Genomic DNA, 26,791 nt, shown 5'->3' with positions numbered 1-26,791 from the left:
ACTGGACGTACTTGGGCTTTCGGCCGGTGCGGCGAGAGGGCGTGCCGGGCGTCGCGACGGGGCGAACGTTGCCTGCCGGGGCACTAGCATTGGTGCCATGACCTGGCGACATTGATCCCGCAGCCATGCCTCCCGAGGGCCGCCTCGGACGCCGTACCTCCGGTGTCCGATTCGTCCCTGCGGGAAGGCCCCATGACACTCTCACCCACGCGTGTGCCCGCCGCCGGTCTGCGGCGCCTGACGGCCACGCTGTACGGCTACGCGTTCCTTGACGAGTTCGTCCTGCTGTACCCGGTGTACGCGCTGCTGTTCGCCGACACCGGTCTGTCGCTCTGGCAGATCTCCTCCCTGTTCGTCCTGTGGTCGCTGACGGGCCTGCTCGTCGAGATCCCCTCCGGTGCCTGGGCCGACGCCGTCTCCCGGCGGACGCTGCTGTGGCTCGGGCCGCTCCTCGGCGCCGCCGGCTTCGCGCTGTGGGTGCTGGTTCCCTCGTACTGGGCGTTCGCCGCCGGCTTCGTGCTCTGGGGCGTACGGGGAGCCCTCGGCTCCGGCGCGCTGGAGGCGCTGGTGTACGAGGAACTCGACCACCACGGCGCGGCCGGCCGGTACGCGCGCGTGATGGGCCGGGCCCAGTCCGCCGGGCTGCTCGGAGTCGTGGCAGCGATGGCGCTGGCCGGGCCGGTGCTCGCGGCCGGCGGTTACCAACTGGTGGGACTGGCCAGCGTGCTGGCCTGCCTGCTGGCATCGGCGGTCGCCGCCGGATTCCCCGAGCACGGCGACCGGCGCGCGGACACCGGGGGCGACGGCTGGGCCGTGACGCTGCGGGCCGGCCTCGCCGAGGCCCGCGGTAACCGGTACGCGGCGCGCTGCTGCTCGTCCCGGCCGTCACCGCCGTGTGGGGCGCGCTCGACGAGTACACCCCGCTGCTGGTCCGCGACACCGGCGTCGCCGACGGCACCGTTCCGTGGTTGCTGCTGCTGATCTGGGCCGGTGCCACGGCCGGCGGCCTGCTGGCCGGGGCCGCCGAACGCCTCGGCCCGACCGGGCTCGCCGGCCTGCTCGCGGCCTCGGCGCTGGCCCTCGCCGTGGGCGCGGCGGCCCGGACACCGGCCGCCATCGCGCTGGTGGGCCTCGCCTTCGGCGGCTTCCAGCTGGCGAGCGTCCTGGCCGACGCCTGGCTGCAGAAGCGCATAGAGGGCACGGGCCGGGCCACGCTGACCTCGATCGCCGGAGTGGGCACCGAGCTGACCACCCTCACCGTGTACGGGCTGTACGCGGCGGCCGGCTCGACGACCACGCACGGCACCGCGTTCGCGCTGTTCGCGGTGCCGTATCTGGTGACGGCGCTGTTGCTGGCGGCCAGAGCTTCGGCTGCCCGGGCACGACCCCGAAGTGGCCGGTGCCCTGCTTGGCCTTCTCGAAGGGTGCCGACCCGAGCCGGTCCCGGTGGCCGAGGTCTCGCCGTCGGCGTCGTGGCCCCACTCGAAGGTACCGGTCGCCTTCAGCGGTTCGTCATTGTCCTTCGCCGCCAGGTGCGCGTCGAAGGAGAACGTGATGTCGTCCCCGGCCGAGCGGTACAGCCTGGCCGTGCCGGTGAGCGCGGCGGCCTCCCGCCACAGCGGTCTTCGTACGACGGTTCATGACGGTCCTTTCGGCTGGCCAGGCGGACAGTCCGACTTGGCGAAGCGGGCGGTCACCACTGTCCGGGCGCCCGTCCCGCGCCACATCGCGCTGAGGACGTCACCGCGCCTCCGCCGCCCGGCGGGGGAACCCGGCCCCGCCCTGCGCCTCAGGGCGGAGTCGGAGTACGAGCGGAAAAGGGGCGTGCAACGAATCGCCGCCCAGCCCGCGCCGAACGCAACGCTCGGCTCCCCGGCGCGCAACGGCTCCGTCTTGTCCGGCCGAACCGGCCGACCGTACCGTCGATGCGACCCCCGAAAACCCCCGCGTACCGGTGAGGAACACGCATGCGCACCGCCCTACTCCAGAGCTCCGGCCGGCCCGGCTCGACCGTCGGGCTGGCATGGCAGTGGTCGCGGGTGCGACCGTGATGGGCCCGCAGGCAGCCCAAGGCGCAGGCGGCCGCTCTCACCGGGTATGGGCTGGCCGCTTGATGTCCCGCATAATCGAAATAGCTGGTGATGGCCATGAAGGAACTGTCCGACTTCTTGAAAGAATTTGTAACGCCCAGGCTGAAGCCCCTTGGCTTCAGAAAGAAGGGACAGGTATACAGACTCGACGGCGACTCTGGAGATGTTGCCTTCATCCACTTCACGCCCATGCGCATTGATCCTCATGCAGTGGTTTTTCATACCCAGTGTTCGTTCGTTCCGGAGCCTCATTGGCAGTTCTTGAACCGGCAGTACATGGTTGCCGGAGTTCCCGAGGTCAAGGAATCGGGGGCCCTGGCGTCCTACTCTTTGATGCCGCCGGATTCGGCGGCTCATGACCCTGCTTCGTCGGGTGTCTTCCGTACGAGATGGGCCTTTGGCGACAGGAACCGCGCCGAGGTGGGGAAGGTACTTGGCGAAGCGCTGGTGGCCGAGGTTCCAAGGATCCGCCAACTGCTCGTCCGAGAGAACCTTCTCGCGGCGATCCAGTCGCCGGAAACGCCGTCGATGCGTCGTCGCGGGGCGCTCCAGTCGGAGTTGCTGCTCATGGTTGACGACTACCCTCCAGAGAGGGTTCAGGGTCTGCTCTCCAGGATGGGCGAAAACGATCCGTTCGTTGAACTCTTCACCCGCTGGGTCGATATGAGACGCGGTCTTCAGTCCTGACAGAGTTGACGACGGTGCCGGTACTCGTGGACCAGGACTGGCAGGCCGCACCTGTGAGTCACGCGTGATGGTCCCGCATCGGTAGCCGCCGTGCCCGCTGACCCGGACGGTAACGTCCCATGCATGCGGGTCGTGACTTGGAACGTCTGGGGTCGATTGGGGCCGTGGCGGGAGCGCGCGCTACGGAGGTTTTGTCATGTGGGTGGGCCTTCTTCTCCGTGCCACAGGTCGTGACGCGCGGGGTGCCGCGCAGCCCTGGGCGGCGATCGAAGCGTGAGCTGGGGACCGAACTGCCCAGTGACTACAAGCAGTTGTACCAGGCGTTCGGTGCCGGCGAGTTCTCGCAGGTGGTGTCGGTGCTCTGCTCCGACGAGACCCACGTGACGGATCTGCTGAGTATGTGGCGCGCTCTGCTGGCGGACGACGACCCTTCAGGCGGCCCGTGGGCTCCCTACCCGATCCATGTGCCCGGGACCACAGGAGGGCTGTTCCCCTGGGGAACTACGCGTGCGGCCGACATGTTCTTCTGGCAGGTCACAGACGGCGCCGGTGGACGCATGGCGGTCCTCGCCAAGATGAAGGACTCCGAGTACTGGCACCGTTACGAGATGACCGCCACGGAGTTCCTGTACCGGATCCTCACCGATCCCCTATTCCGGCCGATTCCGTGCCCGAGCCGTTCTTCGAGCCCGCCTGAACCTCGATCCGTCAGCTGGGGCTTGTCGTTTTTCGTCTCGGCGGTTCGCCCGTAATGTCCTCTGCTGTTCGAGGGCGGGCCGTCGCGTGACGCTGCGGGGTGCGCCGGGGTTTAACGTCTCCCGGGGTGGTGCGGTCCTCTCCTCCCCGGTTCTCGTTGGGGCGGGTGCTGGTGGGTCAGGTGGCGGCGGGGAGGTCGGTCAGTCGCCGCCAGGCGGTGGTGAACGCGTTCGCCCAGGGCCAGGTGTGCTCGATCCGTAGCCATCGGCGGCGGGCGTGCTTCGCGAGGCGGGCCGGGAGGTGGTAGAGCCGGAACCGCATGGTGTCCGGCTCGACGTCGGCCAGGCCGGGGTGATCGTGCGGGGTGAGCAGGCGGAGCCAGGCGTCCAGATCGGCGGCGAGATTCGCGCTCAGCATCCATGCCTCGTTGATCTGCCAGGACTTGGCGGGCAGGTTGTGCAGGCCCATCGCCTTGTTCGCTTTCACCGACCCGCTCAGGGGCACCCCCCTGTTTCACGGATCAGACCATGATCATTCCTTAGCGTTCAATCCATCAGCATTACCGGCGGGACCCCTGGACGGCGGGCTGGGCCGAGGGCGCCGTCCAGACCGCGCTGAACGCGGTCTGGGGCGTCATGCACCACCTCGGCGGGGCGACCGACCCGGCCAACCCCGGCCCCGGTGACGTGTACGACGCGATCGCGCCCGTCGAGCTGCCGGAGGACTGCCCCCGGCCGGGGCTCAGATCCCGGCGGCCCGTGCCGCCTCGTACAGCTCGGCGGCCACGTCCTTCAGCTCCTGGGCGTCCCGCACCGTGCCCTGGAGCTCAAGGAAGAACTCCGGGAGGCCCGTTTCGTCGGCGTGTTCCTTGAGGTCCGACACGATCTGCTCGACGTTCCCCTGGAACGCGGCACGGTCCGCGCCGTCGTATGCCTTCGCGGAGTACTGCACGTTCGCCCGCACCACCGAATCGACCGGAGAGGTACGGCCGCGCTCGGCGGCGAGGTCCTGCACCTGCCGCCACTGCGTGGCGAGCTGGCCGGCGCCCATGGCGATCGGCATCCAGCCGTCGGCGCGGTCGACGAGCCGGGTCATCGCCTTCTTGCTGTTGGCGGGCAGCATGACGGGGATCGGCCGGGCGGGCTTGGGCCCGATCACGGCCGACGGGATCTTGGTGATGCGGCCCTCGTACGCCACCGGGTCCGGGCCCCACACCGCCCGGGACACGTCGAGGATCTCGTCCAGGACACGGCCGCGCTCCTCGAAGGGGGCGACCCCGGCCGCCGCGTACTCGTCGACCGACCAGCCCGTGCCCAGGCCCACGACGACCCGGCCGCCGCTCGCCGCGTCCAGCGTGGCGAGGGACTTGGCCAGCTGGAACGGGTTGTGCAGCGGGGCCACCAGGACGCTCGTGCCGAGCCGCGCCCGCTCGGTGGCCGACACGGCCAGCGTCAGGGTGACCAACGGTTCGGGCACGCCCCTGTACATCTCGGGCCAGGGCAGGCCGGGGACGCCGTACAGGCCCTGGGTCTGGGGCTCCGGGAACAGGGCGCGCTCGTAGACCCACAGGCTCTCGTAGCCGATCTGCTCTGCGGCGCGCGCCACGTCCGGGACGTCGCGTCCGATGTCGTACTGCCGCGCTTGGGGGAGACTCAGTCCCAGCCGGATGGCCATGCGTACGCTCCTTTGCGTCGGTTCGCCTCAGGCGATCCGTCCAGTTCACCTCAGACGGTTCAATCGTCAACATAACTCGGGTGCCCGGCTGCAGCAGGTCTACGGCACGGCGTGGCCGAGATCAGTCCGGCAGCGGCGTGAGCAGCATGCGCCCCGCGAACCCCACCGCAGCGTCCAGCCGCTCGGTGAACTCCTCGGTGAGGTCGGGCAGCCGGCGCAGCGCCCACAGCGCGCGGGCCGTGGACCACGTGGCGTCCCGGGCGCGCTCCAGGCTCCAGGAGCCGAGCAGATGGGTGAGCGGGTCGGCGATCTGGAGGAGGTCGGGGCCCGGCATCAGATCTTCGCGGATGCGCTCCTCCAGCGAGACGAGGAGATCGCCCACCCGGTCGAACTCGTCCTCCAGATCGGCGGGTTCGCAGTCGAGGCTACGACAGGCGTCCACGACGGCGAGCGCCAGGTCGTGGCCGATGTGCGCATTGATGCCCGCCAGCGCGAACTGCAACGGCCGTACGCCGGGATGGCGGCGGTAGCGCAGCAGCGGCCGCCAGCAGGCGGGTGTGCTCCGCTCCTCGCGGGTGGCGTCGACGGCGGTCAGGTAGCGCTCCGCGAAGCATACGTCCAGCGTGATCGCGGCCCGTGCGTCGGGGAACCGCCCGGCGTCGATGCGCCGGTCGACCGCCTCGGTGACGGCGAGGTAGACGCGGTTGAACACCGCGACCCCGTCCCGGGCCGGCAGGGCCGCGTCGAGGGCGCGCATCCGGGAGACGACGGCGTCGACGGGGGTGTCAACAGGGCCGGCGGAGGTGTGAACGGGGGCGTCGGGGGTGAGGATTTGTTCGCATTGCGCCATACGGTGCAGAGTCGCACCTTCGGGGTGGCGGGACTACCGGCGGGCCCGGCGCTTCCCCGGAACGGGGTAACGCGCCCGCCGTGGGGGAGGGGGGAACAGCACCGTGTCAGGCATGCGTGCCCGGCGTCTGGCCGCCCGCAGGGCGGAGCGCCGACGGGCCGCCCGGCGCAGGGCGATGCTCGCGGCGCGGCGTCCGTCGTGGTCGCGGTCGGCACCGCGACCGGCACGATGTCCGCGCTCGGCGAGGGACGGGGCTCCGACGAGGCCCGGCCCCGGGTGACGCGCTCACCCACCACCCTGGACGCCCTGGCCGTCGAGCCGTCCCCGTCCCCCTCGGTGAGCACATCGGCCTCGCCGTCGCCCACTGCGGAGAAGAAGAAGGGCGCTCATAGTGCAAGGACCCTTAGGGCCGATGCCGAGGAAGCCCAGCACCAGATGATCGGGGCTTCCTGGCGTGAGCGCGCGCTGAACACCGAAGAGGCCCTCAAAGCCGCCCACGCCGAGATCGCCAACCAGCGCGAGCGCATCGCCGAACTCCTGGGCCAGATCGCCGAGCTGCTCGGCCACCAGCGCCTCCATCAGCTGGGCCCACGCCGTAAGGCACTCGGCCCGCACCTTGCGGATCGCCGGGCAGGCGACCGAGCGCCGCCCCGACCGGCCGGTACCGCCGGGCTCGGGGCGGTCGTGCATCTGTCGGCCGCCGCCATCGAGGAGGGCCGGGCCTGTCCTCGATGAGCGGCATGCCGGCCAACACGGCTTACCGTCCGCTGGTGGCCTGACGGCCCGGCCTCACCTCAGGTGCCGGGCGAAGAACCGGGCCCCGGCGTCGAGCTCGAACTGCGGGACGCCGGTGTGCCCGCCGAGATTGGCGTGCAGGGTCTTCTCCCTGGAGCCGAAGGCGTCGAACAGGTCCAGGGCCGCCTGCCGGTCGTTCCCTTCGTCGTCCCATTGCAACAGGACATGCAGCGGAATGGTGACCTGGCGGGCCTCCTCGAACATGGCGGCGGGTACGAGACTCCCGGCGAAGAAGCCGGCGGCCACGATGCGCGGCTCGACCACCGCAAGGCGGACGCCGATGGAGATCACTCCCCCCTCGTACCCGACCGGGCCGCCGATCTCGGGCAGCGAAAGGAGTGCGTCCAGGGTCGCCTGCCATTCCGGGACCGCCTTTTCGACCAGCGGGAGGATGAGGGCGTCGACGATCTCGTCGCCGACCGGCTCGCCGGCCTCCATCGCCCGGCGCAGGTCGGCGCGGGCCTGCTCGGCGGCGGCCCAACGGGGCCGTTCACCGCTCCCGGGGAGCTCGATGGTGGCCGCGGCGAAGCCGTACTCCGCCGCGTAGTACCGGGCCCGCCCCGCCAGCCGGGGGTACATCTTGTGCAGTCCGAGCGGGGGGTGGCCGATCAGGATCAGCGGCGCCGGTGCGGATGCGGGCGTCCACAGGATGCCGGGGATCTCGCCGAGGGTGAATTCGCGCTCGAGGACGCCGTCGTCGAGTCGCTGTTCAGAAGTGAATTGCATGGTCGTGCCTTTCGGGAGTGCTCATGTACGGCGCTCCCGGACGACCTATCGCCCGACCGTGACCCCGGAGGAGAGAACCCATGTCGATACGTTCACGGGTACCACCTCCTGGTTCTCTCGCACGGCCTACGGAAAAGTAGCAGTGGTCGCCGTGTTCCGCCACGGGTTTTTGCGGAGGCTCCGTGGCCGGATGCCACGGAGCCACTCGCCTTAAAGGCCGAGGTCGAGGCCGTGTAGTTGAGGGCTTCGGGCCTGTGACGTGATCGCAGCGTGGCGAAATCGCACCACTACGCAGAGCTACTTCGGTCTCATCGCAGCCGCCACGAGCGGTGACGACCGCGACTTCAGCGGCCGAGGACTTGAGCGCGGTCATCGACGCCAGCCGCAACGGCAACGGCGCACCGGCCGACGGCGAGTGGTGCGACCCGGCGGCCGCAGGATCGGCCGGACACCGACGCTGCACACCGGTGAGGAGCGGATCGACGCCTATCTGTGGGTGAAGCTGCCGGTGGAGTCGCACGGCTGCAAGGGGGCACCGGGTACGTTCACACCCTCGTGCGCCTACGACTTGGCGCGCTGAGCCGCGCCGTCGCCCTCGGTGTCGTAGGAGCTGGAGATGCCGTCCTTTCACTGCGGTCCTCGGCTGCAAGCGCCCCAGCGGGTAGCTCTCTCGGCCTGATCCTCTGGTCCAGGGAACAAGCCAGGTAGCTGGGCACCAGGCCGCGGGTCGCGAGCAGGAAGGCGACGGAACCCGACGCCCGACACGGGGACACGCTGCGCCCGGCGCCGTGGAGCGAGGCGTTCAGGGCCGCGGGTCGGGAACCGTTGCGTCCGGCCGGCTGACCTTCGGCCGGTCGCGGTCGCCCGCGCGCAGCACACCCGCGAATGCCACGAGGCCGCCCGACAGCACCGTCACCAGGCCGAACGACACCACCAGGCTGGTCGCCTGCGCCAGCCCGCCGATCGCGCTCGGCGCGATCAGGCCCGAGGTGTAGGTGATGGTCGCGACGCCCGCGATGGCCTGGCTGGCGTTCGGCCCGCTGCGGCCCGCCGCCGCGAAGCACAGCGGCACGACGACCGCGATGCCGAGCCCCAGCAGCGCGAAGCCGGTCATGGCCATGGCCGGGTGCTCCGCGAGCACGATGAGCAGCCCGCCCAGCACGGCGAGGGCGCCGCTCGCGCGCACCGTGCGCACGGATCCGAACCGGTCCACGACCTTGTCGCCGGCGATCCTGGCGATCGCCATGGTGAGCGTGAACCCGGTCGTGCACGCCGCCGCGAGACCGGCCGAGGTCTTCAGCTGGTCGCGCAGATAGACCGCCGACCAGTCCAGGCTCGCGCCCTCCGCGAACACCGCGCAGAACCCGATCGCGCCGATGAGCAGCGCCGAGCGGGGCGGCAACGCGAACCTTGGCGGCGGCTCCTCGTCCTCGGCGGGTTGCAGGTCGAGCACCCAGCGGCAGGCCGCCACGCCGATCAGGGTGAGGGCCGCGGCGGCCAGCGCGTGGTGCAGCCGGGCGTCCGAGCCCAGGTGCGCGGCGAGTGTGCCGGCCGCCGAACCGATCAGGGCGCCCGCGCTCCACATGCCGTGCAGGCCGGACATGACCGAGCGGCCGAGGCGGTTCTCGATGTCGACGCCGAGGGCGTTCATCGCCACGTCCGCCAGGCCCGCGGTGCCGCCGTAGACGAACAGGGCCAGACACAGGGTGAGGAAACTCGGGGCGAGGGAGGGCAGGACCAGGGCGAGGGTCCACAGCGCGATCATGCCGCGCAGGGCGGTGCGGGCGCCGAGGCGGTGGCTGATCCGGCCGGCGAGCGGCATGAAGAGGGACGCGCTGAGCGCCGGGAAGGCGAGCGCGACGCCCAGCTGGCCGGGGCTCACCCCGGCGTGGTCCTGGATCCACGGCACGCGGGTCGCGAACGAGCCGGTGACGGCGCCGTGCACGGCGAACACGGCGGCCACGGCGTACCGGGCACGCTTCACCTCGCGCTGCTCGTAGACCACTGCGCTCATTGTCGCCCCCTTCTGCCGCACCCCGGCCCCGGCTGAGCGGTGCCGGCGTAAACTATCAGGAACCCTGCCTGATGGATAAGGGGATTAACAGGGGCCGTCAGCCGGGCGCCCGTCGGACGCCGGCCGGGTTCCGCTCGGACGACGGCGTTCGCGGTCGGACGATGGCCGGGAGCTGGCCGCATGCCGGCCAGGCCCTGGCCGGGCGTCGGCCAGGACTTGGCGGGGTGCTGATCGGACGTCGGCCAGGCCTTGGCCAGGCATGGGTCGGGCCTTGGTCCGGCGTTGAGCGGCCCCTCCGATCTGGGAGGATCCCGGCATGCCCGCATCCCCGAGCACCGCCCGGGCCATCAACGACCGGCTCGCCCTGCGCCTGTTGCAGGAGGAGGGTCCGTTGACGGCGGGGCAGCTGAAGCAACTGACCGGCCTGTCCCGGCCGACCGTCGCCGACCTCGTCGAACGCCTCACCGCCGCCGGTCTGATCGAGGTGGTCGGGGAGGCGGGGGAGCAGCGCCGCGGACCGAACGCGCGGGTATACGGCATCGTCGCCGGCCGCGCGCACCTGGCCGCGCTGGACGTGCGTACCGAGGGCGTCGCGGTGGTGGTGTCCGACCTGCTGGGCCGGGTGCTGGCCGAGGCCTCGGTGCCGATCGGCGACGAGGCGGGTACCGGGCCCGCGGTGGAGCAGGCGGTCGCGCTGGTCGAGCGCGTGGCCAAGGATGCGGGGGCCGACCGGCTGCACACCGTCGGAATCGGGGCGCCCGGTCTGATCGACCCGGGCAGCGGCGAACTGCGCGTCTCGACGGGGTTGCCGGAGTGGCACCGCCGGCTGGTGGCGGCTCTCCAGGAACGGCTGCCCGAGGCCCGCGTCAGCGTCGAGAACGAGACCAACCTCGCGGCCCTGGCGGAGCAGCGTGACGGCGCCGCCCGGGACCGCGACACGTTCGTCCTCCTCTGGCTCGGCCACGGCACGGGCGCGGCGGTGGTCCTCGACGGCACCCTCCGCCGGGGCACCTCCGGCGGCACCGGCGAGATCGGCTTCCTGCCGGTCCCGGGAACACCGGCCCTCCCGTCGGCGACGGACTGCGAGGGCGGCTTCCACTCCCTGGCAGCGGCGGCCGCGGTGGCCGACCTGGCCAGGAGCCACGGCATATCCGCACCGACGACACGGGAGCCCGCGGCAGCGGAACTGGTGCGGCGGGCTGCGGCAGCGGTTGCGGCAGGGCCGGCTTCCGGGCCGGGGGACGACACCGCGACTGAGGCGACTTCGCTCGGCGCCGACTCGCACGGTGCGAGGATGCTCGGTGAGGGGGTTGCCAGGCCGGGCACGGGCGGGAGTGGGTCTGGTGGGCAGGGGGCGCTCGGTGGTGGCTCGGTTGGGTCGGTGCCTGGTGGTGGGTCCGGTGGGGCGAGGGTGCCCGGGTCGGGAGCGGGCGGGAGTGGGTTTGGTGGGCAGGGGGCGCTCGGTGGTGGCCCGGTTGGGTCGGTGCCCCGTGTGGGGTCCGGCGGGGCAAGGGTGTTCGGCGACGGAGCTGCCGGGGCAGGTCCGGTCGGTGGTGAGCCGCCCGGGTCCGGCTCGCACGGCGATGACCACACCGCGCCCGGACCACGTGGCGTCGGCCCCGTCCCGCCCGGCCCACCCGGCGTCAGCCGCGCCGTCCCCGTCCCACCCGACGCCCTCGCGCCCGCCCCGCCCACTGCCCGGCAGGCCGCCCGTTTCCTCGACGCGCTCGCCGATCGGATCACCGTCGGTGTCGCCTCCGTCGTGGCGATCCTGGACCCCGGGTGCGTGGTGCTCGGCGGGGAGGTCGGGCAGGCCGGCGGGGAGGAACTGGCCTCGCGCGTGGCGGCGCGGATCCGGCGGATGTCGCCGCTGCCCACGGAGGTGAGACCCAGCGCGCTGGGCGGCGCCGCCGTACTGCGCGGGGCACTGCTCACGGCCCGGGACCGCGCACAGGACGATCTGTTCGCCCCGCCGGAGCGCTAGCTAGAGCCTGTCCGACACAACCCCGTCTGCCCCGCGACGCCTGGCACGCAGGTGCCCGACACTGCGATCGCGAGGTTCCCGCCGCCGAGGTGGTGCAGCAGACGCTCGTTGTACGGCGGAACCACCGAGACCCAGCGGCAGTCCCAGAACACCTCCGGCAGCAGCATCTGCCTCAGCGCGAGCACCACCTGAGCCCCGGCCAACAGCCCCAGCCCCGCCCGCAGCCACCCCCGCCGCCCATGCCCCGATCGCCCGCGCCCACGCGTCAACGGCCCGCCGCCACTCACCGCCCGCTCACCCCCACTCACCCACGACCTCCCGCCCCGAACCGCCGGCTCATGTACTCCTCGAACGTGCCCTTGCCCACCGCCTGCTCCGGCGCGAGATGCCCGCCCCCGCGGAAGCCGCGGTACGCGGTGCCCCACAGCGGCACCCGCACGAGGGGACGCCGCCGCCCGGTCGCCGTCAGATACGCGCGGGCCAGCGACTCGAACGTGCGCACCTCCGGGCCGCCCATGTCCTCGACCCGCCCCGCGGGCGCGCCCAGGGCCAGCTCGCCCAGCCGGTCCGCGACCTCGGCCACCTCGACCGGCTGGTCCTTGACCCCGGAAGGCAGCAGCATCACGGGCAGCTTCGACAACGCCTGGAACACCGTGACCAGCAGATCGTGGAACTGCGTCGTCCGCAGCACGGTCCAGCCGAGCCCCGACTCCTCGATCAGCTTCTCCACGGCGAGCTTGGTCTCGTAGTAACCGAGCGGCACCCGGTCGACGCCGACGATCGAGATGTAGACGAGGTGGCCCACACCCGCCCGCCGCGCCGCCGCGATCAGATGCGCCGCCGCCTCCTCGTCACCGCCACGTGGTGAGCTCGCGCAGTGCACGATCGTGTTCACACCCTCGACGGCCGCGTCCAGACCGCTCCCGCCCTCACGCAGATCGACGGCGTACGGCTGCGCGTGCCGGCTGAGCACCCGCACCTCGTGCCCGTTCGCCCGCAGCCGCTCGGTGACGAGCCGGCCGAGCGTTCCGGTGCCGCCGGTCACCAGAATCGTGGTCATGCTGTTCAGCCCCTTCGGAAACCGGGCGCTCCCGGGTGGAACGCCCTTCGTCAACAGGACCGAGTAGCCCTTCTGAAATGTGACAGTCGGCCTACGGACGAAATCCCCAGATGGCTACGGACGGACCAGCTGACGGCGTACGAACTCCAGCTTGTCCGGGTTCACCACCGCCCGCACGCGTGTGATCAGCCCGGCATGCCAGTCGAAGCCGATCAGCCCGAGAAGCGTGTCGCCCGCCCACGCGGCCAGCGCGCCCGCGCCGCGCGAGGGCGAGAGGCCCGGCGACGGGCAAGGGCCGTCGTCACCGCCGCCGGGCCGCTGCGCCGACCCCAGTGAGGTCTAGACCATACGGCCAATAGGTGTGAACCAAGCTCAAGCCTGGGTGTGAAGGCGTGAGTTGGGGTGCCATGGCCCGCCCCGGATGTCCAGTGGCACGCCCTGTGAGGCACTCCACACCCTCCGCCCGAATGGACGTCGATCAGCCGTGGCACACTGGCCCTGTATCAGTAGCAGCGCACTCCGGGGTCGGTGAAAGTCCGAACCGGCGGTTAAAGTCCGCGACCCGGTCGCCTCCAGCGGCCGGTTGACCAGGTGAAACTCCTGGACCGACGGTGAAAGTCCGGATGGGAGGCAGTGCGCGGCGGGCGGGCATGCGTGCGCGCCGCCGTACCGGTTCGCCCGTGGGCGAGTTCCGTCCGGCGTCGTTCCCGGTGTCCTCGCTCGTATCTTTCTGTCGTCATCGACAGCCCCGGAGTCCGTGCCCGAAGAGGCAGGAGGACCCGGGAAGTGTTCACCGGAATCGTCGAAGAGCTGGGCGAGGTCACCGCCGTCGAGAACCTCGGCGACGCCTGCCGCTTCCGGCTGTGTGGCCCCGTCGTCACCGAGGGCGCGAAACACGGTGACTCCATCGCCGTCAACGGTGTCTGCCTCACGGTCGTCGACCACGAGGGCGACGAGTTCACCGCCGACGTGATGGCCGAGACCCTGAACCGCTCCAGCCTGGGCGTCGTCACCGTCGGCTCCCGCGTCAACCTCGAACGCCCCACCGCCGTCGGCACCCGCCTCGGCGGGCACATCGTGCAGGGCCACGTCGACGGCACCGGCGAGATCCTGGAGCGCAAGCCCTCCGACAACTGGGAGATCGTGAAGATCTCGCTGCCCGCGGACCTGACCCGGTACGTCGTCGAGAAGGGCTCCATCACCGTCGACGGCATCAGCCTCACCGTCGTCGACGCCGGCCCCGACTACTTCACCGTCAGCCTCATCCCCACGACGCTCGCCCTGACCACGCTCGGCCACAAGCAGAGCGGCGACCCGGTCAACCTCGAGGTCGACGTGATCGCCAAGTACGTCGAGCGGCTGCTCGCCGGGCAGGGAGCCGACCGGTGAACTGGCTCAACTCCGAGGCCTTCACGGTGTTCGGCCAGCACATCAAGTGGTCGGACATGATCGGCAACGTGATCGGTCTGCTGGGTCTCGCCCTCGGCTGGCGGCGCTCCATATGGACCTGGCCTGCCCAGTTCCTCTCCGGCCTGATCCTCTTCGCCGCCTTCGCCACAGCCCACCTCTCCGGCAGCGCCGGCAAGCAGATCGTCGTCATGCTCGTCGCCGGGTACGGCTTCCGGCAGTGGCACCGCGGCCGGCAGCAGACCCAGGACGGCTCCATCGCCGTACGGTTCGCCACCTGGCGCGAGCGCGGGGTGCTGGCCGGCGCCGCCGCCCTCGGCACGCTCGCGGTCGGCGGCCTGTTCACCGCCTTCCCGTCCCTGTCCTGGGACCCCTGGCCCGACGCCTACATCTTCGTCGGCACGATCGTCGCCATGTACGCCCAGGCGCGCGGCATGGTCGAGTTCTGGTTCGCCTGGCTGCTCGTCGACGTGGTCGGCGTGCCGCTCAACTTCGCCAACGGCTTCGCCTTCTCCGGCTTCGTCTACGTCCTCTACGGCGCGCTCGTCCTGTGGGGCCTGCGCGACTGGTGGCTGCGCTCCCGCGAGGCCGCGCGGCCCGTCATGGAAGGAGCGCCCGCATGACCGCCCACCCGTCTCCCGCCACCACCCTGAACGAGGCTCCCCCAGAGCGGAAGGCCTGGGAGGACACCCAGCGCGCCACCCCCTCGATCCCACCGGTCCTCTACAGCACCGACGGCTTCGAGGACCTCACCCTCGACCCGGTCGAGCAGGCCATCGCCGACATCGCGGCCGGCCGCCCGGTCGTGGTCGTGGACGACGAGGACCGGGAGAACGAGGGCGACCTCGTCGTCGCCGCCGAGCAGGCCACCCCCGAGATCGTCGCCTTCATGATGAGCGAGTGCCGCGGCCTGATCTGCGCCCCCATGGAGGGCGAGGAACTGGACCGGCTCCTGCTCCCGCAGATGGTCCAGGACAACACCGAGTCGATGAAGACCGCGTTCACGGTGTCCGTGGACGCCTCCGCCGCGCACGGCGTGAGCACCGGCATCTCGGCCTCCGACCGCGCCACCACGCTCCAGCTGCTCGCGAGCGGCACGGCCCAGGCCGACGACTTCGTGCGCCCCGGCCACATCTTCCCGCTGCGCGCCAAGCCCGGCGGCGTGCTCGCCCGCAACGGCCACACCGAGGCCGCCGTCGACCTGGCCCGGCTCGCGGGCCTGCGCCCGGCCGGCGCCATCGTCGAGATCGCCGACGAGGACGGCCGCATGCTGCGCCTGCCCGAGCTGATCCCGTTCGCCCGCAAGCACGGCCTGACGATCATCTCCATCGAGGACCTGATCGCCTACCGCCGGACCTCCGAGCCCACCGTCCGCCGCGAGGCCGAGGTCCAGCTGCCCACGTCCTACGGCGAGTTCACGGCGTACGGCTACCGCTCCACCGTCGACGGCGTCGAGCACGTCGCCCTCGTCCACGGCGACATCGCCGACGGCGAGGACGTCCTGGTCCGCGTCCACTCCGAGTGCCTCACCGGCGACGTCTTCCACTCCCTGCGCTGCGACTGCGGCCCCCAACTGACGACCTCGCTGGAGCGGATCCAGGCCGAGGGCCGGGGCGTGGTCGTCTACCTGCGCGGACACGAGGGCCGCGGCATCGGCCTGCTGTCCAAGCTGCGCGCGTACGAACTCCAGGAGCGCGGCCGCGACACGCTCGATGCCAACCTGGAGCTGGGCCTGCCCGCCGACGCCCGGGACTACGGTGCGAGCGCGCAGATCCTGGAGGATCTCGGCGTCCGCAGCCTGCGCCTGATGACCAACAACCCCGACAAGAGCGACGCACTCGTCCGGCACGGCCTGAAGATCACCGGCCGCGAGCCGATGCCTGTACAGGCGGGCGAGCACAACCTCCGCTACCTGCGCACCAAGCGGGACCGGATGGGCCACGACCTGCCCTGGCTGGACACGACCCCCGCGGCCACCTGCGGCAACCAGTAACAGAACACCGAGGAGACACGAGAACGTGAGCGGCAAGGGTGCACCGGAGCTGTCCGTACGCAATGTGGGTGACCTGCGGGTCGCCGTCATCGCGGCGCAGTGGCACGAGAAGGTGATGGACGGTCTGGTGGACGGCGCCCTGCGCGCCCTGCGCGACCTGGGCATCGACGAGCCGACCCTGCTCCGGGTCCCCGGCAGCTGGGAGCTCCCGGTGGTCGCCAAGGCCCTCGCCGGACGCGGCTACGACGCGATCGTCGCCCTGGGCGTCGTCATCCGCGGCGGCACCCCCCACTTCGAGTACGTGTGCCATGGCGTCACCCAGGGCCTCACCCAGGTCTCCGTCGACACCGGCGTCCCCGTCGGCTTCGGCGTGCTGACCTGCGACACCGACGAGCAGGCCCTGGACCGGGCCGGCCTGCCCGGCTCCAGCGAGGACAAGGGGCACGAGGCGGTGACGGCGGCGGTGGCGACCGCGGCCACCCTCCGCTCAGTATCCGAACCGTGGCGGTAGGCGGTCCGGCACACCGCGTAGAGTGGGCGCCACCATGTCCAAGAAGACGTTCGAGGAGCTCTTCACCGAGCTCCAGCACAAGGCCGCCCACGGCGATCCCGCCACCTCCCGCACCGCAGAGCTGGTGGACAAGGGTGTCCACGCCATCGGCAAGAAGGTCGTCGAGGAGGCCGCCGAGGTCTGGATGGCAGCCGAGTACGAGGGCAAGGAGGCGGCCGCCGAGGAGATCTCGCAGCTGCTGTACCACGTCCAGGTGATGATGCTCGCGCGCGGGATCTCCCTCGACGACGTCTACGCCCACCTGTAAGCCGCACCCGTTCCTGTACGAAACCACGCAAAGGAAGCCGACCTCATGCTGCGCATCGCCGTCCCCAACAAGGGTTCACTCTCCGGCCCTGCGGCGGAGATGCTGCATGAGGCCGGCTACCAGCAGCGCCGCGAGTCCAAGGAACTGCGGATCGTCGACCCGGAGAACGACGTCGAGTTCTTCTACCTCCGCCCCCGCGACATCGCGATCTACGTCGCCTCGGGGCAGCTCGACATCGGCATCACCGGCCGCGACCTGTTGATCGACTCCGGCGCCGACGCCGAGGAGATCCTTCCGCTCGGCTTCGCCCGCTCCACCTTCCGCTACGCCGCCAAGCCCGGCACCATCGGCGCCCTCGCGGACCTGACCGGCAGGACGGTCGCCACCTCCTACGAGGGCATCGTCGCGGGGCACCTTGCCGACAACAGCATCGACGCCTCCGTCGTCCACCTCGACGGCGCCGTCGAGACCGCCATCCAGCTCGGCGTCGCCCAGGTCATCGCGGACGTCGTCGAGACCGGCACCTCGCTGCGCAACGCGGGCCTGGAGGTCGTCGGCGAGCCGATCATGAAGTCCGAGGCGGTCGTGATCCGCCGTACCGGCACGGACGGCGAGGAGCCCAAGGTGCAGCAGTTCCTGCGCCGCCTCCAGGGCGTCCTGGTGGCCCGGACGTACGTGATGATGGACTACGACTGCCGCGTCGAGCAGTTGGAGAAGGCCGTCGCGCTCACCCCGGGCCTGGAGTCGCCGACGGTCTCCCCGCTGCACAACGAGGGCTGGGTCGCCGTCCGGGCCATGGTCCCGGCCAAGGAGGCCCAGCGGATCATGGACGACCTGTACGACCTCGGCGCCCGGGCCATCCTGACCACGGCCATCCACGCCTGCCGTCTCTGACCGGGATCCGGAGCAAGCCATGTCGGATCTGCCCACCCTGCCCGTCACGTTCCGGCCGGGCCGCACGCGTGCCGTGCTGCTGTCCGCCGGCGCCGCGATCTTCGTGGTCATCACCACGGTCGCGATGCTGCTGGAGCGGCTCAGCGTCGGCGAGCGCCTCAGCTTCGTGTTCACCGGCGCCCTGCTGGCCGGGGCCCTGCTCCTGCTGTCCCGGCCCAAGGTCGTCGCCGACGAGTCCGGCGTCACCGTCGTCAACATCGCCAGCCGGCGACGCCTCGACTGGGCCGAGATCGTCCAGGTGAACCTCCGCCCGGGCGACCCCTGGGTGTTCCTCAACCTCAGCGACGGCACCAGCCTGCCCGCGCTCGGCATCCAGCCGGGCATCGCCAAGCAGCATGCCCTCGCCGACGCACGGGCCCTGCGGGCGCTCGCCGAGGCACGCTCCACGGCGGACCCCGAGACCCGTCAGGGTTGACTCGGGGACGTCGGCCCTGCCGCACCGGCCCCTGTCTTGATTAATCTGGTGGCGGAGACGCGACCATCGCGTCTCCGCCCCTGCCGCCCGCCCGGTGCACAGGGGTTCCTGCTACGCGAGGAGTGACCCTCTCCGGCGATGGACGGATCGTCCTGTAGTACCTGCGCCGCCCCCTCCCGACATACCGCGGACCCCGTTTTTGAGGTACGCGACCATGCGGAGGCGGCGGCATCATGACAACCCCTCTGCTGCTCCTGGCAGCCGCGTTCCTGCTGATTCTCGCCAACGGATTCTTCGTGGCGGCCGAGTTCGGCCTCGTGACGGTCGAGCGGCCGGACGCCGAGAAGGCCGCCGCCGACGGCGACCGCCGCGCCCGCCGGGTCGTCGAGTCGCTCAAGGAACTGTCCTTCCAGCTCTCCGGCACCCAGCTCGGCATCACCATCACCTCCCTCGTCGTCGGCATGCTCGCCGAACCGGCGCTCGCGGAGCTGCTCGGCGGTCCGTTCCGTGCCGTCGGCATCCCCGAAGGCGGGGTGCCCGGCGGGGCCGTGGCGGTCGGCATGCTGCTGGCCTCCGCCGTGCAGATGGTGATCGGCGAACTCGTGCCCAAGAACTGGGCGGTGTCCCGGCCCCTGCAGGTCGCGCGCTTCGTCGCCGGCCCGCAGCACGCCTTCGCCCGCCTGTTCCGCCCGGTGATCGCCGGGCTCAACGCGGTCGCGAACCGACTGGTGCGCGCCTTGGGCTTCGAGCCCGCCGAGGAACTGGCCTCCGCCCGGACCCCCGGCGAACTGGTCTCGCTGGCCCGGCACTCCGCGCGGGCCGGCGCCCTGGAGCAGGACACGGCCGACCTCTTCGTACGGACCCTGTCCCTGGGCGAGCTGACCGCGCAGCACGTCATGACCCCGCGCGTGAAGGTCAGCGCCCTGCAGTCCTCGGCCACCGCCGAGGACGTGGTCAACCTGACCCGTGCCACCGGCCTGTCCCGCTTCCCCGTCTACCGGGAGAAGATCGACGAGATCGTCGGCATGGTCCACCTCAAGGACGCGCTGGCGGTCCCGGTGCACGACCGGCTGCGGACCCCGGTCGTCCGCATCGCCCGCCCGGCCCTGCTCGTCCCGGAGACCCTGCCCGTACGCCCCCTCCTCGCCCGGCTGCGCAGTGAGCAGCCCATCGCGGTCGTCGTCGACGAGTACGGCGGCACGGCCGGCGTGGTCACGCTGGAGGACATCGTGGAGGAGATCGTCGGCGAGGTCCGCGACGAGCACGACGGGCACGACCTGCCCGAACTCGCCGCCGCACCACCGGAGGACGGCAGGCCCGCGTGGGACGCCGACGGCAGCTGCCGGGTCGACATCCTGCAGCGCATAGGCCTCGACGTGCCCGAGGGGCCGTACGAGACCGTCGCCGGACTGGTCGCCGACCTGCTCGGCCGCATCCCGGCCGTCGGCGACAAGGCGGAACTGCCCGGCTGGCGGCTGTCCGTGCGCCAGGTCGGTCACTACCGCGCCGAGCGGGTCAGGCTGGTCAGGACGGCCCCGGTGACCGCGCCCTCCGTCGTGGAGGCAGCCCGGTGAGCTTGCTCCAACTCGCTTTCGCCGGACTGCTCGTGCTCGCCAACGGCTTCTTCGTCGGTGCCGAGTTCGCGCTCGTCTCCGTACGCCGCAGTCAGATCGAACCGCTCGGCACGGCCCGGGCCCGGCAGGTGCTGTACGGCCTGGAGCGGCTGCCGCAGATGATGGCGGCGGCCCAGTTCGGCATCACGGTCTGCTCGCTGACGCTGGGCGCGGTCGCGGAGCCGACGGTGGCGCATCTGCTGGAGCCGGTGTTCGAGTGGATCCACCTTCCGCACTGTCTGATCCACCCGCTCGGCTATGTCATCGCACTCGCCACGGTGGTCTTCTTCCACCTCGTCATCGGCGAGATGGTCCCGAAGAACCTGGCGATGGCGGCACCGGAGAAGGCGGCGCTGTGGCTCAGCCCCGGCCTGGTCTACTTCGCCCGCTTCTGCAGGCCGATCACCGTGGCCCTCGGCGCCATCGCCCAGGGCATCCTGCGGCTCTTCCGCGTCGAGCCCAAGGACGAGGTCGAGGCCGTGTTCACGAGTGAACAGCTCAACCGGCTCGTAGAGGACTCCGGCCAGGCGGGCCTGCTCGACCCCGAGGAGGCGGAGCGCCTGGAAGACGCCCTGGAGCTGGGCTCCCGCCCCGTGACGGACGTCCTGCTGCGGCGCGAGTCTCTGGTCACCGTCAGCCCCTCGGTCACCCCGGGCCGGATCGTCGACCTCACCGCCCGCACCGGCTACTCCCGCTTCCCGGTCGCGGCGGAGAACGGCGCCTTCATGGGCTACCTGCACGTGAAGGACGTCCTCGACCTGGAGGGCTCCGACCGCGCGGTGCCGCAGCACCTGTGGCGCCCCATGACGACCCTGCGCCCGGAACTCCCCCTGGACGACGCCCTGACCGTCATGCGGCGCGCCGCCACCCACCTCGCCCAGGTAGCCGACGCCTCCGGCAAGGTACTCGGCCTGGTCACCCTGGAGGACGTCCTGGAACTCCTGGTAGGCGAGGTACGCGACCCCGCACACAGGGAAACCCCGGAAGTAAAACTGACAGAACCAAGAGCAAGCGACGAACCGGAGGGCGCCCTGACAGCCTGACCCCACATGGCGCACCGCGTGCCTTCGGCTCACCTGGGGTCTGTTGCGAAAGTGGCGTCGCGCGGCAGGCGCCACTTGCGCAACAGACCCCAACTGCGGGCATGCGTGCCGCCTGAGGACGGCGCCCCATCCGGCAGCGGCGAACCCGAGGTAGCTGCGGGCAGTCGTGCCGCTGGGGGGGCGATGGGGGTGCCCGCGCGAGCTCGTTCGAGCGTGGGGGAGGCACCCCGCCGGTGCGGGCAAGCGAAACCCACCCCCGGCCGGCACCAGCGCCGGGCGCCGGACACAAGCGGTCAGCTGACGCATTCACCCCGCACCAACCCCGGTGCCCACCGCGCCAACGCCAATACTGCCGACAGCTACAGCGCCGACGGATCCTGCGGCCCCCTCCCCGACAGCACCTCCCCGTACGCCTGCATAAGATCCGGCAACCGCAACGTCGCCAGATCGTCCCGCGTCAACGTCCCCGGATACGCGGACAACCGCAGATCCCGATACGCACAACTCTTCTCGTACAGCGTCCGCAGAAACCGCCCGTTCCCCAACTCGTCGATCCACCCCTGATCCACCACATGCCCGGCGATCGACCGCAGCTCCTCCAGCGCCTCCTCGTCCCACAGATCACCGTTCTCGGCAGCAAGCACCTTGCCGATCTCGGTGAGTTCGAGGGGCCGGTACGAGGGAAAGTCCACACGGGTGGTGAAGCGCGACGACAGCCCGGGGTTGGCCGCCAGCAGCCGGTCCATGCCCTCCGGATACCCGGCCAGGATCACCACCAGGTGGTCCCGGTTGTCCTCGGCCCGCTTCAGCAGCACCTGCAACGCCTCGTCGCCGTACGCATCCCCCTTGCCATACCCGGTGTTGGACAAGGAGTACGCCTCGTCGACGAAGAGCACACCCCCGAGCGCGGAGTCGATGAGCTCGTTGGCCTTCACCGCCGTCTGCCCGAGATACTCACCCACCAGATCGGCCCGCTGCGCCTCCACCAGATGATCCCCGCCGAGCAGCCCCAACGCGTAGAAGACCCGGCCGAGAATGCGCGCCACCGTGGTCTTCCCGGTACCCGACGGCCCGGAAAAGACGAAGTGCCGTTTCGGCGGCTGCACCGGCAGCCCCTGCCCGGCCCGCAACCGCGCCATGTTCAACTGCGCCGACAGCGCCTTGACCTGCCGCTTCACCGGCTCCAGGCCCACCATGCGCTCCAACTCGGCGAGCGCCTCCTCGAGTAGCCCCGGATCGGTCGGCCCGGAGGGCAGTGACGGCACCGGCGAGATCTTCTCCCGCACCGCCGGATCCGTCACCGACGGCAGCGCACCCGACGGCGGCGGCTCGGGATCGGACAGCTTCAGGTCGCGCTCCTCGGTGCCGAACAGCGGATCGAGCCCGTCGGGACCGTCCCCGGCGTCCCCGGTCCCGGCCAGGGTGAACGCGGCGAGCCCGTCCGGGTCGTCGTACCCGTCGCCCTCGGAGATCGCCGCGAGCCGCGCCGAGGTGTCCATGAACGCGGGGTCGACCCGGTGCACGGCCCGGTACAACGGCAACGCGGCGGCACTGCGCCCCGTACCCTCGTGCGCCCGCGCCAGCCAATACCGCAGCTCCTTGCGCTGCGGCTGCTCACTGCGGCACCGCATCAGCGCCGCGGACAGCAGCGGTTCGGCCTGCCGGTACATCTCCAGCCGCACCCGTGCCATGCCGCCGAACAGACCCGTCTCGATACCGAGCATGGCGTCGTCGAGCAGCGGATCGGTGTGCCGGACGAGCTGCTCCCAGTCCTTGACGAGATAGGCACGGCAGGCGTGCAGGAACCGCACCTGCGGATCGGCGTCCACCGGCGGCAGCCCCGCGAGCGCCCGGTCCAGCTCGGGCACATGGCGGCCGTCCAGCCAGTGCGAGGCGTGCGCGAGCAGCAGATCCCGGGAGCTCTCCAGCACCGGCTGCACCCACCACCCCAGCCAGTACCAGGAGTTGAGTGGCCGGCGGTACCGCGCGCGCTGTTCGCCGAACCGCTCCCGGTGTCGGAACATGCGCAGCAGCGCGGTCGTCGTGTCGACCCGCAGCGCGTGCAGCCCGAGCCAGCCGTCGGCCATCCCCGGGTCCATCCGCACCGTGGCCCGGAACTCCTCCTCGGCCTGCGGATAGGCGCCCATCGTGTAGGCGTCCACACCCCGCAGCCAGGCGAGGTCGGCCGGGGCCTGCGGGCCCTGCGTGCCGAAGTCCATCACGTCCCCCACAAACCGTGCCCCCGTCGGTATGCCACCGGGCCGTCGCCCGCCGGCCGCCACGTCGAACCGCTGTTCCACGGACCGGAGTTGCAAGGTGCGCGCAGCAGAGCCGTCCAACAGGTCGCACCGAGGGCATCGTACCTGCGGGTCGGTCGGTCACCGAAGAGTGCCGTACCAGCCGTTTGGCGAGGTGGGAGCAGATGGGGCGCACGCGGCACGGTGACCGAGGGTGAGCGTTTGGCGGCGCTCGGCGCCCGGAAAACGTGACGTGGACAGAACGAAGCCCCCGATCACGGGGGAACAACCGGGGGCTTCGCGTCTGTGGGCGGCTCCGAATGGCCGCACATTGAGAACGTAAGTCCTGTACGGCCCGTCGGTCAAGCGGAGTTGAAGCACTCCGGCAAGTTCCCCCGCAAGAGCCTTCACGAGTTCAGCACATTGCCGATGGGTCGTCACCCTGAGTGAAAATGTGGTCCGGTCCAATGATGCCCATGGGTCCCGGTAGCACCTCATACCCCTTCTCGCTCTGTCGAACCAGGAGATCGGCGAACGGCCGCGAGGGGTCGTCGGCGAAGTGCCGCTGTTCCGCCCGGACCCATCCCTCCCAGAACTCCCGCTGCTCCTCACCGTCCCGGGAGCGGCCGCGCGTCCACGACTCCTCGTACGGCACCTCCATCCACAGCAGCAGCGCCAGATAGGGCCGCAGCGCGCGCCGTCCGGCGCCGACACCCTCGATCACGATCAACGGCGCGGGCGGCAGCGGGCGCGGGGGACCGAACCGGCCGGCCCGCCAGTCGTAGGGCGCGTAGTGCGCGGTCTCGCCGCGGGCGAGCGGTGCGATCACCTCGCTCACCAGCCGCCCGGTCCAGTCGAACAGCTCGTCGTGGCTGGCGATGTCGTCGAGGTGCAGCACCGGCGCGCCGCCCAGCCGCGCGGCCAGCTGCCCGGCGAACGTGGACTTTCCGGATCCGGCGTGCCCGTCGACGCCGATCAGCCGGACCGGGCCGCAGGACGGGCTGAGGCGGCGGATCCGGGAGGCGAGATCGTGAATGGCTGCGTCCTGGTACGAGGCGGACAGGGGTGCCAGCACTCTAACGGCCACGCACGCGCGCGCGGCCGTACCTCTGCGCCGCGCGCTGTCGGCCGCAGCCACTGTGCGCCCCGCGTTCGCCTCCGCGCCCCCGGGCAGTCCATGCCAGTGGTCGAGGCCAATATTGGTCAGCGTGGCACCCTCCGCAGTGCTGGCATGACCCTGTCGGGACCGTCCATAGTGGGCGCACAGCCGAGCAACGGACCCTGCCCGACTCCGGACACCCTGGGGGCCATCCACCCATGAGCAGAGCCGAACAGCCGTCCCGCAGAACCGTGCTGGCCGCCGCGGTCGCCGCGGCGATGGCGGGCAGCGCCGGCCCGGCGGCCGCCGCAGGCGCGGACGACACCGCCGACACCGCCGAAGCCCCGGCCCGCACGGTCGACAACCGGGCCTGGATGACGTACGGCGACTGGCGCGGCGGCACAGCGAAGGGCACCCGGGCCGTCGCGGGCGCCCGGCCGGGCGTGGCCCTGGCGACCCCCGCCGGGACGGCCGACTACCGCGACCCGCACACCGGCACGTCCGCGACCTGGGAGTACGCGACCTGGACGTCCCCCGTCCACCGGCTCGCCGTCCCCGCCACGGAGGTCATCGCCTCCTGGAACGCGCACACCCCGGGCGGCACCTGGCTCCAGGTCGAGCTGAAGGGCACGTACTGCGACGGCACCGGCACCCCCTGGTACGTCATGGGCCGCTGGGCGGTCGGCGACCGGGATATCCGGCGGACCTCCGTCGACGACCAGAGCGACGGGAAGAGCACCGTCTGGACGGACACCCTCTCCGTCGACGACCCGGCCTCCGGCCTGCGCATCGCCTCGTACCGGCTGCGCCTGACCCTCTACCGCAAGCCGGGCACCAGGCTCACCCCCACCGTGTGGCGGCTCGGCGCGATGGGCTCCGACGTCCCCGACCGCTTCACCGTCCCGGCCTCCGCCCCCGGCCTGGCCAAGGAGCTGACTGTCCCGCGCTACTCGCAGGAGATCCACAAGGGCCAGTACCCCGAGTACGACAACGGCGGCGAGGCCTGGTGCAGCCCCGCCTCCTCACAGATGATCATCGAGTACTGGGGCGGGCGGCTCACCCCGGAGCAACTCGCGTGGGTCGACCCGTCGTACGCCGACCCGCAGGTGTGCCACGCGGCCCGGTACACGTACGACTACCAGTACGCCGGCTGCGGCAACTGGCCGTTCAACGCCGCCTACGCGGCCACGTTCGACGGCCTCCAGGGCGTGGTCACCCGGCTCGGCTCGCTCACGGACCTGGAGACGCTGATCGCGGCGGGCATCCCGGCGATCACCTCCCAGTCCTTCGTCGAGGAGGAGCTGACCGGAGCGGGGTACGGCACCGCCGGGCACCTGATGACCGTGATCGGCTTCACCGCCGACGGCGACGTGATCGCGGGCGACCCGGCCGCGCCGAACAACGAGGCGGTGCGGCGGGTCTACAAGCGGCGCGAGTGGGAGAACATCTGGCTGCGCACCAAGCGGTACAACGCCTCCGGCAAGGTCGTCTCCGGCACCGGCGGGGTCTGCTACCTGTACTTCCCGGCCCGCCCGACGGCGCGCCAGCGGGGAGCGCTCGCGGCGGTCGGCGTGCGCTGAGCCCGCCCGCGTACGGCCCCCGGTGCCGCCGGGGGCCGTATCCGTGTGACCAACGTCTCGGCCGCAAGGGCCGCTCCGGGTGGCAAGGTGGACAGAACTCCGGGGGGAGTCCACCGCACGCCGACCACCAGCGAGAAACCATGACCGTGAACGCAGCCACCGCCACCCGCCTCCGTACCGGCGGCCCCGAGGGCGACGGCCCCAAGACCGCCGAGCACGCCCTGGGCTGGGTCCTCGTCGTGGTGTTCGCGATGCTCGTGACGCAGCTCGGACTGCTGTGACGTGAGCGCGAGTTGACCTGACATACTGCGGTTGTCTCCACCACCCCCCGCTGGATACCAGGTCCCGAAATTGAATATTAGTCAACAACCTGCCACCCGCCCCCGGGTGCGCGGCACCGAGCGTTCGCTGGCGCGCCGTGCCGAACTCATCGCCATCGGGCGGAGGTTGTTCGCCGACACGTCCTACGACGCGCTCTCGATGGACGACATCGCCCGGCAGGCGCATGTCGCCAAGGGGCTGATCTACTACTACTTCCAGTCCAAGCGCGGCTACTACCTGGCCATCATCCAGGACTCGGTCGCCGACCTGGTCACCTTCGCGGCGAGCGGTCTCGAACTGCCGCCCGTGGACCGCGTCCAGCGCACCATCGACAGCTATCTGCGCTACGCCGAGCACAACCAGGCCGCCTACCGCACGATCGTCAGCGGCGGCGTCGGCTTCGACGCCGAGGTACACGCCATCCGCGACGGGGTGCGCGAGGCGATCGTCGCGACCATCGCCGAAGGGGCGTACGGCCGCAGCGACATCGCCCCGCTGGCCCGCATGGGCCTGCTCGCCTGGGTGTGCAGCGTCGAGGGCGCCACCCTCGACTGGATCGACCGCCCCGACCTGCCGCGCGACACCATGTGCGAACTCCTGGTCAGAATGCTCGGCGGCGCGCTGCACGCCATCGAGGGGATAGACCCTGCCTATCCGGCTCCGGCACCTGCCCGCCGGGACACCTGAGCGAAGAGGCAGTACACGGTGTGGGGGAGAGGGGGAGTCCCGCGTCCG

The 26,791-nt window shown here is 71.4% G+C and carries 23 protein-coding genes, 3 pseudogenes and 1 riboswitch; of the genes and pseudogenes, 18 read left to right on the top strand and 8 right to left on the bottom strand.

The window, feature by feature from the left end:
* Positions 1-192: 192 nt before the first annotated feature.
* The 3 genes and pseudogenes from H8R17_RS19980 to H8R17_RS47015 form a co-directional block, all read left to right on the top strand.
* A pseudogene (locus H8R17_RS19980) lies at positions 193-1,388 on the top strand (MFS transporter); the annotation flags it as partial.
* Positions 1,389-2,147: 759 nt separating this feature from the next.
* Positions 2,148-2,777: a DUF4304 domain-containing protein gene (locus H8R17_RS19975; RefSeq protein WP_187824569.1), complete on the top strand. Its 630-nt coding sequence runs from the start codon at positions 2,148-2,150 to the stop codon at positions 2,775-2,777.
* A gap of 218 nt (positions 2,778-2,995) precedes the next feature.
* The gene (locus H8R17_RS47015; protein WP_262505366.1) at positions 2,996-3,529 is read left to right on the top strand and encodes an SMI1/KNR4 family protein; all 534 of its coding nucleotides are present in this window, start codon (positions 2,996-2,998) and stop codon (positions 3,527-3,529) included.
* Positions 3,530-3,650: 121 nt separating this feature from the next.
* On the opposite strand, the gene H8R17_RS47010 is transcribed toward H8R17_RS47015, so the two are convergent.
* The 3 genes from H8R17_RS47010 to H8R17_RS19960 form a co-directional block, all read right to left on the bottom strand.
* Entirely contained in the window at positions 3,651-3,959 is a 309-nt protein-coding gene (locus H8R17_RS47010) for a transposase (protein ID WP_316959461.1), read from the bottom strand.
* A 255-nt stretch (positions 3,960-4,214) separates the two neighbouring features.
* Positions 4,215-5,147: an LLM class F420-dependent oxidoreductase gene (locus H8R17_RS19965; protein WP_187824568.1), complete on the bottom strand. Its 933-nt coding sequence runs from the start codon at positions 5,145-5,147 to the stop codon at positions 4,215-4,217.
* Between the two features lie 121 nt (positions 5,148-5,268).
* A complete protein-coding gene (locus tag H8R17_RS19960) occupies positions 5,269-5,997 on the bottom strand; it encodes a DUF5995 family protein (RefSeq protein ID WP_223125246.1) in 729 nt (242 codons plus the stop codon).
* 198 nt (positions 5,998-6,195) lie between these two features.
* On the opposite strand from H8R17_RS19960, the gene H8R17_RS19955 reads away from it, so the two are divergent.
* Positions 6,196-6,732, top strand: a complete 537-nt coding sequence (locus H8R17_RS19955; protein ID WP_187824574.1) for a hypothetical protein — start codon at positions 6,196-6,198, stop codon at positions 6,730-6,732.
* Positions 6,733-6,786: 54 nt separating this feature from the next.
* Here H8R17_RS19955 and H8R17_RS19950 read toward each other — a convergent pair whose 3' ends face one another.
* Positions 6,787-7,518, bottom strand: a complete 732-nt coding sequence (locus H8R17_RS19950; protein ID WP_187824567.1) for an alpha/beta hydrolase — start codon at positions 7,516-7,518, stop codon at positions 6,787-6,789.
* A gap of 359 nt (positions 7,519-7,877) precedes the next feature.
* Between H8R17_RS19950 and H8R17_RS19945 the strand changes: the two are divergent.
* Positions 7,878-8,098: pseudogene (locus H8R17_RS19945) on the top strand (glycoside hydrolase family 6 protein); the annotation flags it as partial.
* A gap of 222 nt (positions 8,099-8,320) precedes the next feature.
* Here H8R17_RS19945 and H8R17_RS19940 read toward each other — a convergent pair.
* Complete coding sequence (locus H8R17_RS19940; RefSeq protein ID WP_187824566.1) at positions 8,321-9,532, bottom strand: MFS transporter; 1,212 nt, start codon at positions 9,530-9,532, stop codon at positions 8,321-8,323.
* 316 nt (positions 9,533-9,848) lie between these two features.
* On the opposite strand from H8R17_RS19940, the pseudogene H8R17_RS49300 reads away from it, so the two are divergent.
* Positions 9,849-10,746, top strand: a pseudogene (locus H8R17_RS49300) (ROK family transcriptional regulator); the annotation flags it as partial.
* Between the two features lie 1,074 nt (positions 10,747-11,820).
* On the opposite strand, the gene H8R17_RS19930 reads toward H8R17_RS49300, so the two are convergent.
* The gene (locus H8R17_RS19930) at positions 11,821-12,576 is read right to left on the bottom strand and encodes an SDR family oxidoreductase (protein WP_187824564.1); all 756 of its coding nucleotides are present in this window, start codon (positions 12,574-12,576) and stop codon (positions 11,821-11,823) included.
* Positions 12,577-13,086: 510 nt separating this feature from the next.
* Positions 13,087-13,217: riboswitch (FMN riboswitch) on the top strand.
* Positions 13,218-13,362: 145 nt separating this feature from the next.
* Here H8R17_RS19930 and H8R17_RS19925 point away from each other — a divergent pair.
* The 9 genes from H8R17_RS19925 (at position 13,363) to H8R17_RS19885 (ending at position 20,819) form a co-directional block, all read left to right on the top strand.
* Positions 13,363-13,965: a riboflavin synthase gene (locus H8R17_RS19925; RefSeq protein WP_187824563.1), complete on the top strand. Its 603-nt coding sequence runs from the start codon at positions 13,363-13,365 to the stop codon at positions 13,963-13,965.
* A complete protein-coding gene (locus tag H8R17_RS19920) occupies positions 13,962-14,606 on the top strand; it encodes a nicotinamide riboside transporter PnuC (RefSeq protein WP_187824562.1) in 645 nt (214 codons plus the stop codon). Before H8R17_RS19925 ends, H8R17_RS19920 begins: the two co-directional genes overlap by 4 nt.
* Entirely contained in the window at positions 14,603-15,976 is a 1,374-nt protein-coding gene (locus H8R17_RS19915) for a bifunctional 3,4-dihydroxy-2-butanone-4-phosphate synthase/GTP cyclohydrolase II (RefSeq protein WP_223125245.1), read from the top strand. Before H8R17_RS19920 ends, H8R17_RS19915 begins: the two co-directional genes overlap by 4 nt.
* A 25-nt stretch (positions 15,977-16,001) precedes the next feature.
* Positions 16,002-16,487 carry a 6,7-dimethyl-8-ribityllumazine synthase gene (gene ribH, locus H8R17_RS19910; RefSeq protein ID WP_187824561.1) on the top strand — a complete coding sequence of 162 codons (486 nt, stop codon included), beginning with the start codon at positions 16,002-16,004 and terminating at the stop codon, positions 16,485-16,487.
* 34 nt (positions 16,488-16,521) lie between these two features.
* Positions 16,522-16,794 (top strand): phosphoribosyl-ATP diphosphatase, encoded by a 273-nt coding sequence (locus tag H8R17_RS19905; protein ID WP_187824560.1) that lies wholly within the window; start codon positions 16,522-16,524, stop codon positions 16,792-16,794.
* 45 nt (positions 16,795-16,839) lie between these two features.
* On the top strand, positions 16,840-17,688 hold the full coding sequence (gene hisG, locus H8R17_RS19900) for an ATP phosphoribosyltransferase (protein ID WP_187824559.1): 849 nt from the start codon (positions 16,840-16,842) through the stop codon (positions 17,686-17,688).
* A gap of 19 nt (positions 17,689-17,707) precedes the next feature.
* The gene (locus tag H8R17_RS19895) at positions 17,708-18,163 is read left to right on the top strand and encodes a PH domain-containing protein (protein ID WP_187824558.1); all 456 of its coding nucleotides are present in this window, start codon (positions 17,708-17,710) and stop codon (positions 18,161-18,163) included.
* Between the two features lie 233 nt (positions 18,164-18,396).
* Entirely contained in the window at positions 18,397-19,737 is a 1,341-nt protein-coding gene (locus H8R17_RS19890; RefSeq protein ID WP_187824557.1) for a hemolysin family protein, read from the top strand.
* A complete protein-coding gene (locus H8R17_RS19885; RefSeq protein ID WP_187824556.1) occupies positions 19,734-20,819 on the top strand; it encodes a hemolysin family protein in 1,086 nt (361 codons plus the stop codon). Before H8R17_RS19890 ends, H8R17_RS19885 begins: the two co-directional genes overlap by 4 nt.
* A 359-nt stretch (positions 20,820-21,178) precedes the next feature.
* Here the strand turns inward: H8R17_RS19885 and H8R17_RS19880 are convergent, their stop codons facing one another.
* Together H8R17_RS19880 and H8R17_RS19875 are read right to left on the bottom strand one after the other, a co-directional pair.
* Positions 21,179-23,038: an AAA family ATPase gene (locus tag H8R17_RS19880; RefSeq protein ID WP_187824555.1), complete on the bottom strand. Its 1,860-nt coding sequence runs from the start codon at positions 23,036-23,038 to the stop codon at positions 21,179-21,181.
* 433 nt (positions 23,039-23,471) lie between these two features.
* Positions 23,472-24,143, bottom strand: a complete 672-nt coding sequence (locus tag H8R17_RS19875; protein ID WP_316959460.1) for a hypothetical protein — start codon at positions 24,141-24,143, stop codon at positions 23,472-23,474.
* A gap of 230 nt (positions 24,144-24,373) precedes the next feature.
* Here H8R17_RS19875 and H8R17_RS19870 point away from each other — a divergent pair, with 230 nt between their 5' ends.
* The 3 genes from H8R17_RS19870 (at position 24,374) to H8R17_RS19860 (ending at position 26,743) form a co-directional block, all read left to right on the top strand.
* Positions 24,374-25,735, top strand: a complete 1,362-nt coding sequence (locus tag H8R17_RS19870) for a peptidase C39 family protein (protein WP_187824554.1) — start codon at positions 24,374-24,376, stop codon at positions 25,733-25,735.
* Between the two features lie 140 nt (positions 25,736-25,875).
* A complete protein-coding gene (locus H8R17_RS19865; RefSeq protein ID WP_187824553.1) occupies positions 25,876-26,016 on the top strand; it encodes an SCO1431 family membrane protein in 141 nt (46 codons plus the stop codon).
* A 70-nt stretch (positions 26,017-26,086) separates the two neighbouring features.
* The gene (locus tag H8R17_RS19860) at positions 26,087-26,743 is read left to right on the top strand and encodes a TetR/AcrR family transcriptional regulator (protein WP_187824552.1); all 657 of its coding nucleotides are present in this window, start codon (positions 26,087-26,089) and stop codon (positions 26,741-26,743) included.
* Positions 26,744-26,791: the final 48 nt, after the last annotated feature.

The sequence above is a fragment of the Streptomyces sp. TRM68367 genome, assembly GCF_014495685.1.
Lineage (GTDB): Bacteria > Actinomycetota > Actinomycetes > Streptomycetales > Streptomycetaceae > Streptomyces.
This window is presented reverse-complemented; position numbering and strand designations above follow the sequence as displayed.

What these genes read in the sequence shown, in the direction of transcription:
- H8R17_RS19890 (WP_187824557.1), top strand. Translation starts at nt 18,397, where the DNA reads ATGACAACCCCTCTGCTGCTCCTGGCAGCCGCGTTCCTGCTGATTCTC.
- H8R17_RS19930 (WP_187824564.1), bottom strand. Translation starts at nt 12,576, where the DNA reads ATGACCACGATTCTGGTGACCGGCGGCACCGGAACGCTCGGCCGGCTC.
- H8R17_RS19895 (WP_187824558.1), top strand. Translation starts at nt 17,708, where the DNA reads ATGTCGGATCTGCCCACCCTGCCCGTCACGTTCCGGCCGGGCCGCACG.
- H8R17_RS19915 (WP_223125245.1), top strand. Translation starts at nt 14,603, where the DNA reads ATGACCGCCCACCCGTCTCCCGCCACCACCCTGAACGAGGCTCCCCCA.
- H8R17_RS19960 (WP_223125246.1), bottom strand. Translation starts at nt 5,997, where the DNA reads ATGGCGCAATGCGAACAAATCCTCACCCCCGACGCCCCCGTTCACACC.
- H8R17_RS19870 (WP_187824554.1), top strand. Translation starts at nt 24,374, where the DNA reads ATGAGCAGAGCCGAACAGCCGTCCCGCAGAACCGTGCTGGCCGCCGCG.
- H8R17_RS19865 (WP_187824553.1), top strand. Translation starts at nt 25,876, where the DNA reads ATGACCGTGAACGCAGCCACCGCCACCCGCCTCCGTACCGGCGGCCCC.
- H8R17_RS19880 (WP_187824555.1), bottom strand. Translation starts at nt 23,038, where the DNA reads ATGGACTTCGGCACGCAGGGCCCGCAGGCCCCGGCCGACCTCGCCTGG.
- H8R17_RS19975 (WP_187824569.1), top strand. Translation starts at nt 2,148, where the DNA reads ATGAAGGAACTGTCCGACTTCTTGAAAGAATTTGTAACGCCCAGGCTG.
- H8R17_RS19965 (WP_187824568.1), bottom strand. Translation starts at nt 5,147, where the DNA reads ATGGCCATCCGGCTGGGACTGAGTCTCCCCCAAGCGCGGCAGTACGAC.
- H8R17_RS19950 (WP_187824567.1), bottom strand. Translation starts at nt 7,518, where the DNA reads ATGCAATTCACTTCTGAACAGCGACTCGACGACGGCGTCCTCGAGCGC.
- H8R17_RS19905 (WP_187824560.1), top strand. Translation starts at nt 16,522, where the DNA reads ATGTCCAAGAAGACGTTCGAGGAGCTCTTCACCGAGCTCCAGCACAAG.
- H8R17_RS19940 (WP_187824566.1), bottom strand. Translation starts at nt 9,532, where the DNA reads ATGAGCGCAGTGGTCTACGAGCAGCGCGAGGTGAAGCGTGCCCGGTAC.
- hisG (WP_187824559.1), top strand. Translation starts at nt 16,840, where the DNA reads ATGCTGCGCATCGCCGTCCCCAACAAGGGTTCACTCTCCGGCCCTGCG.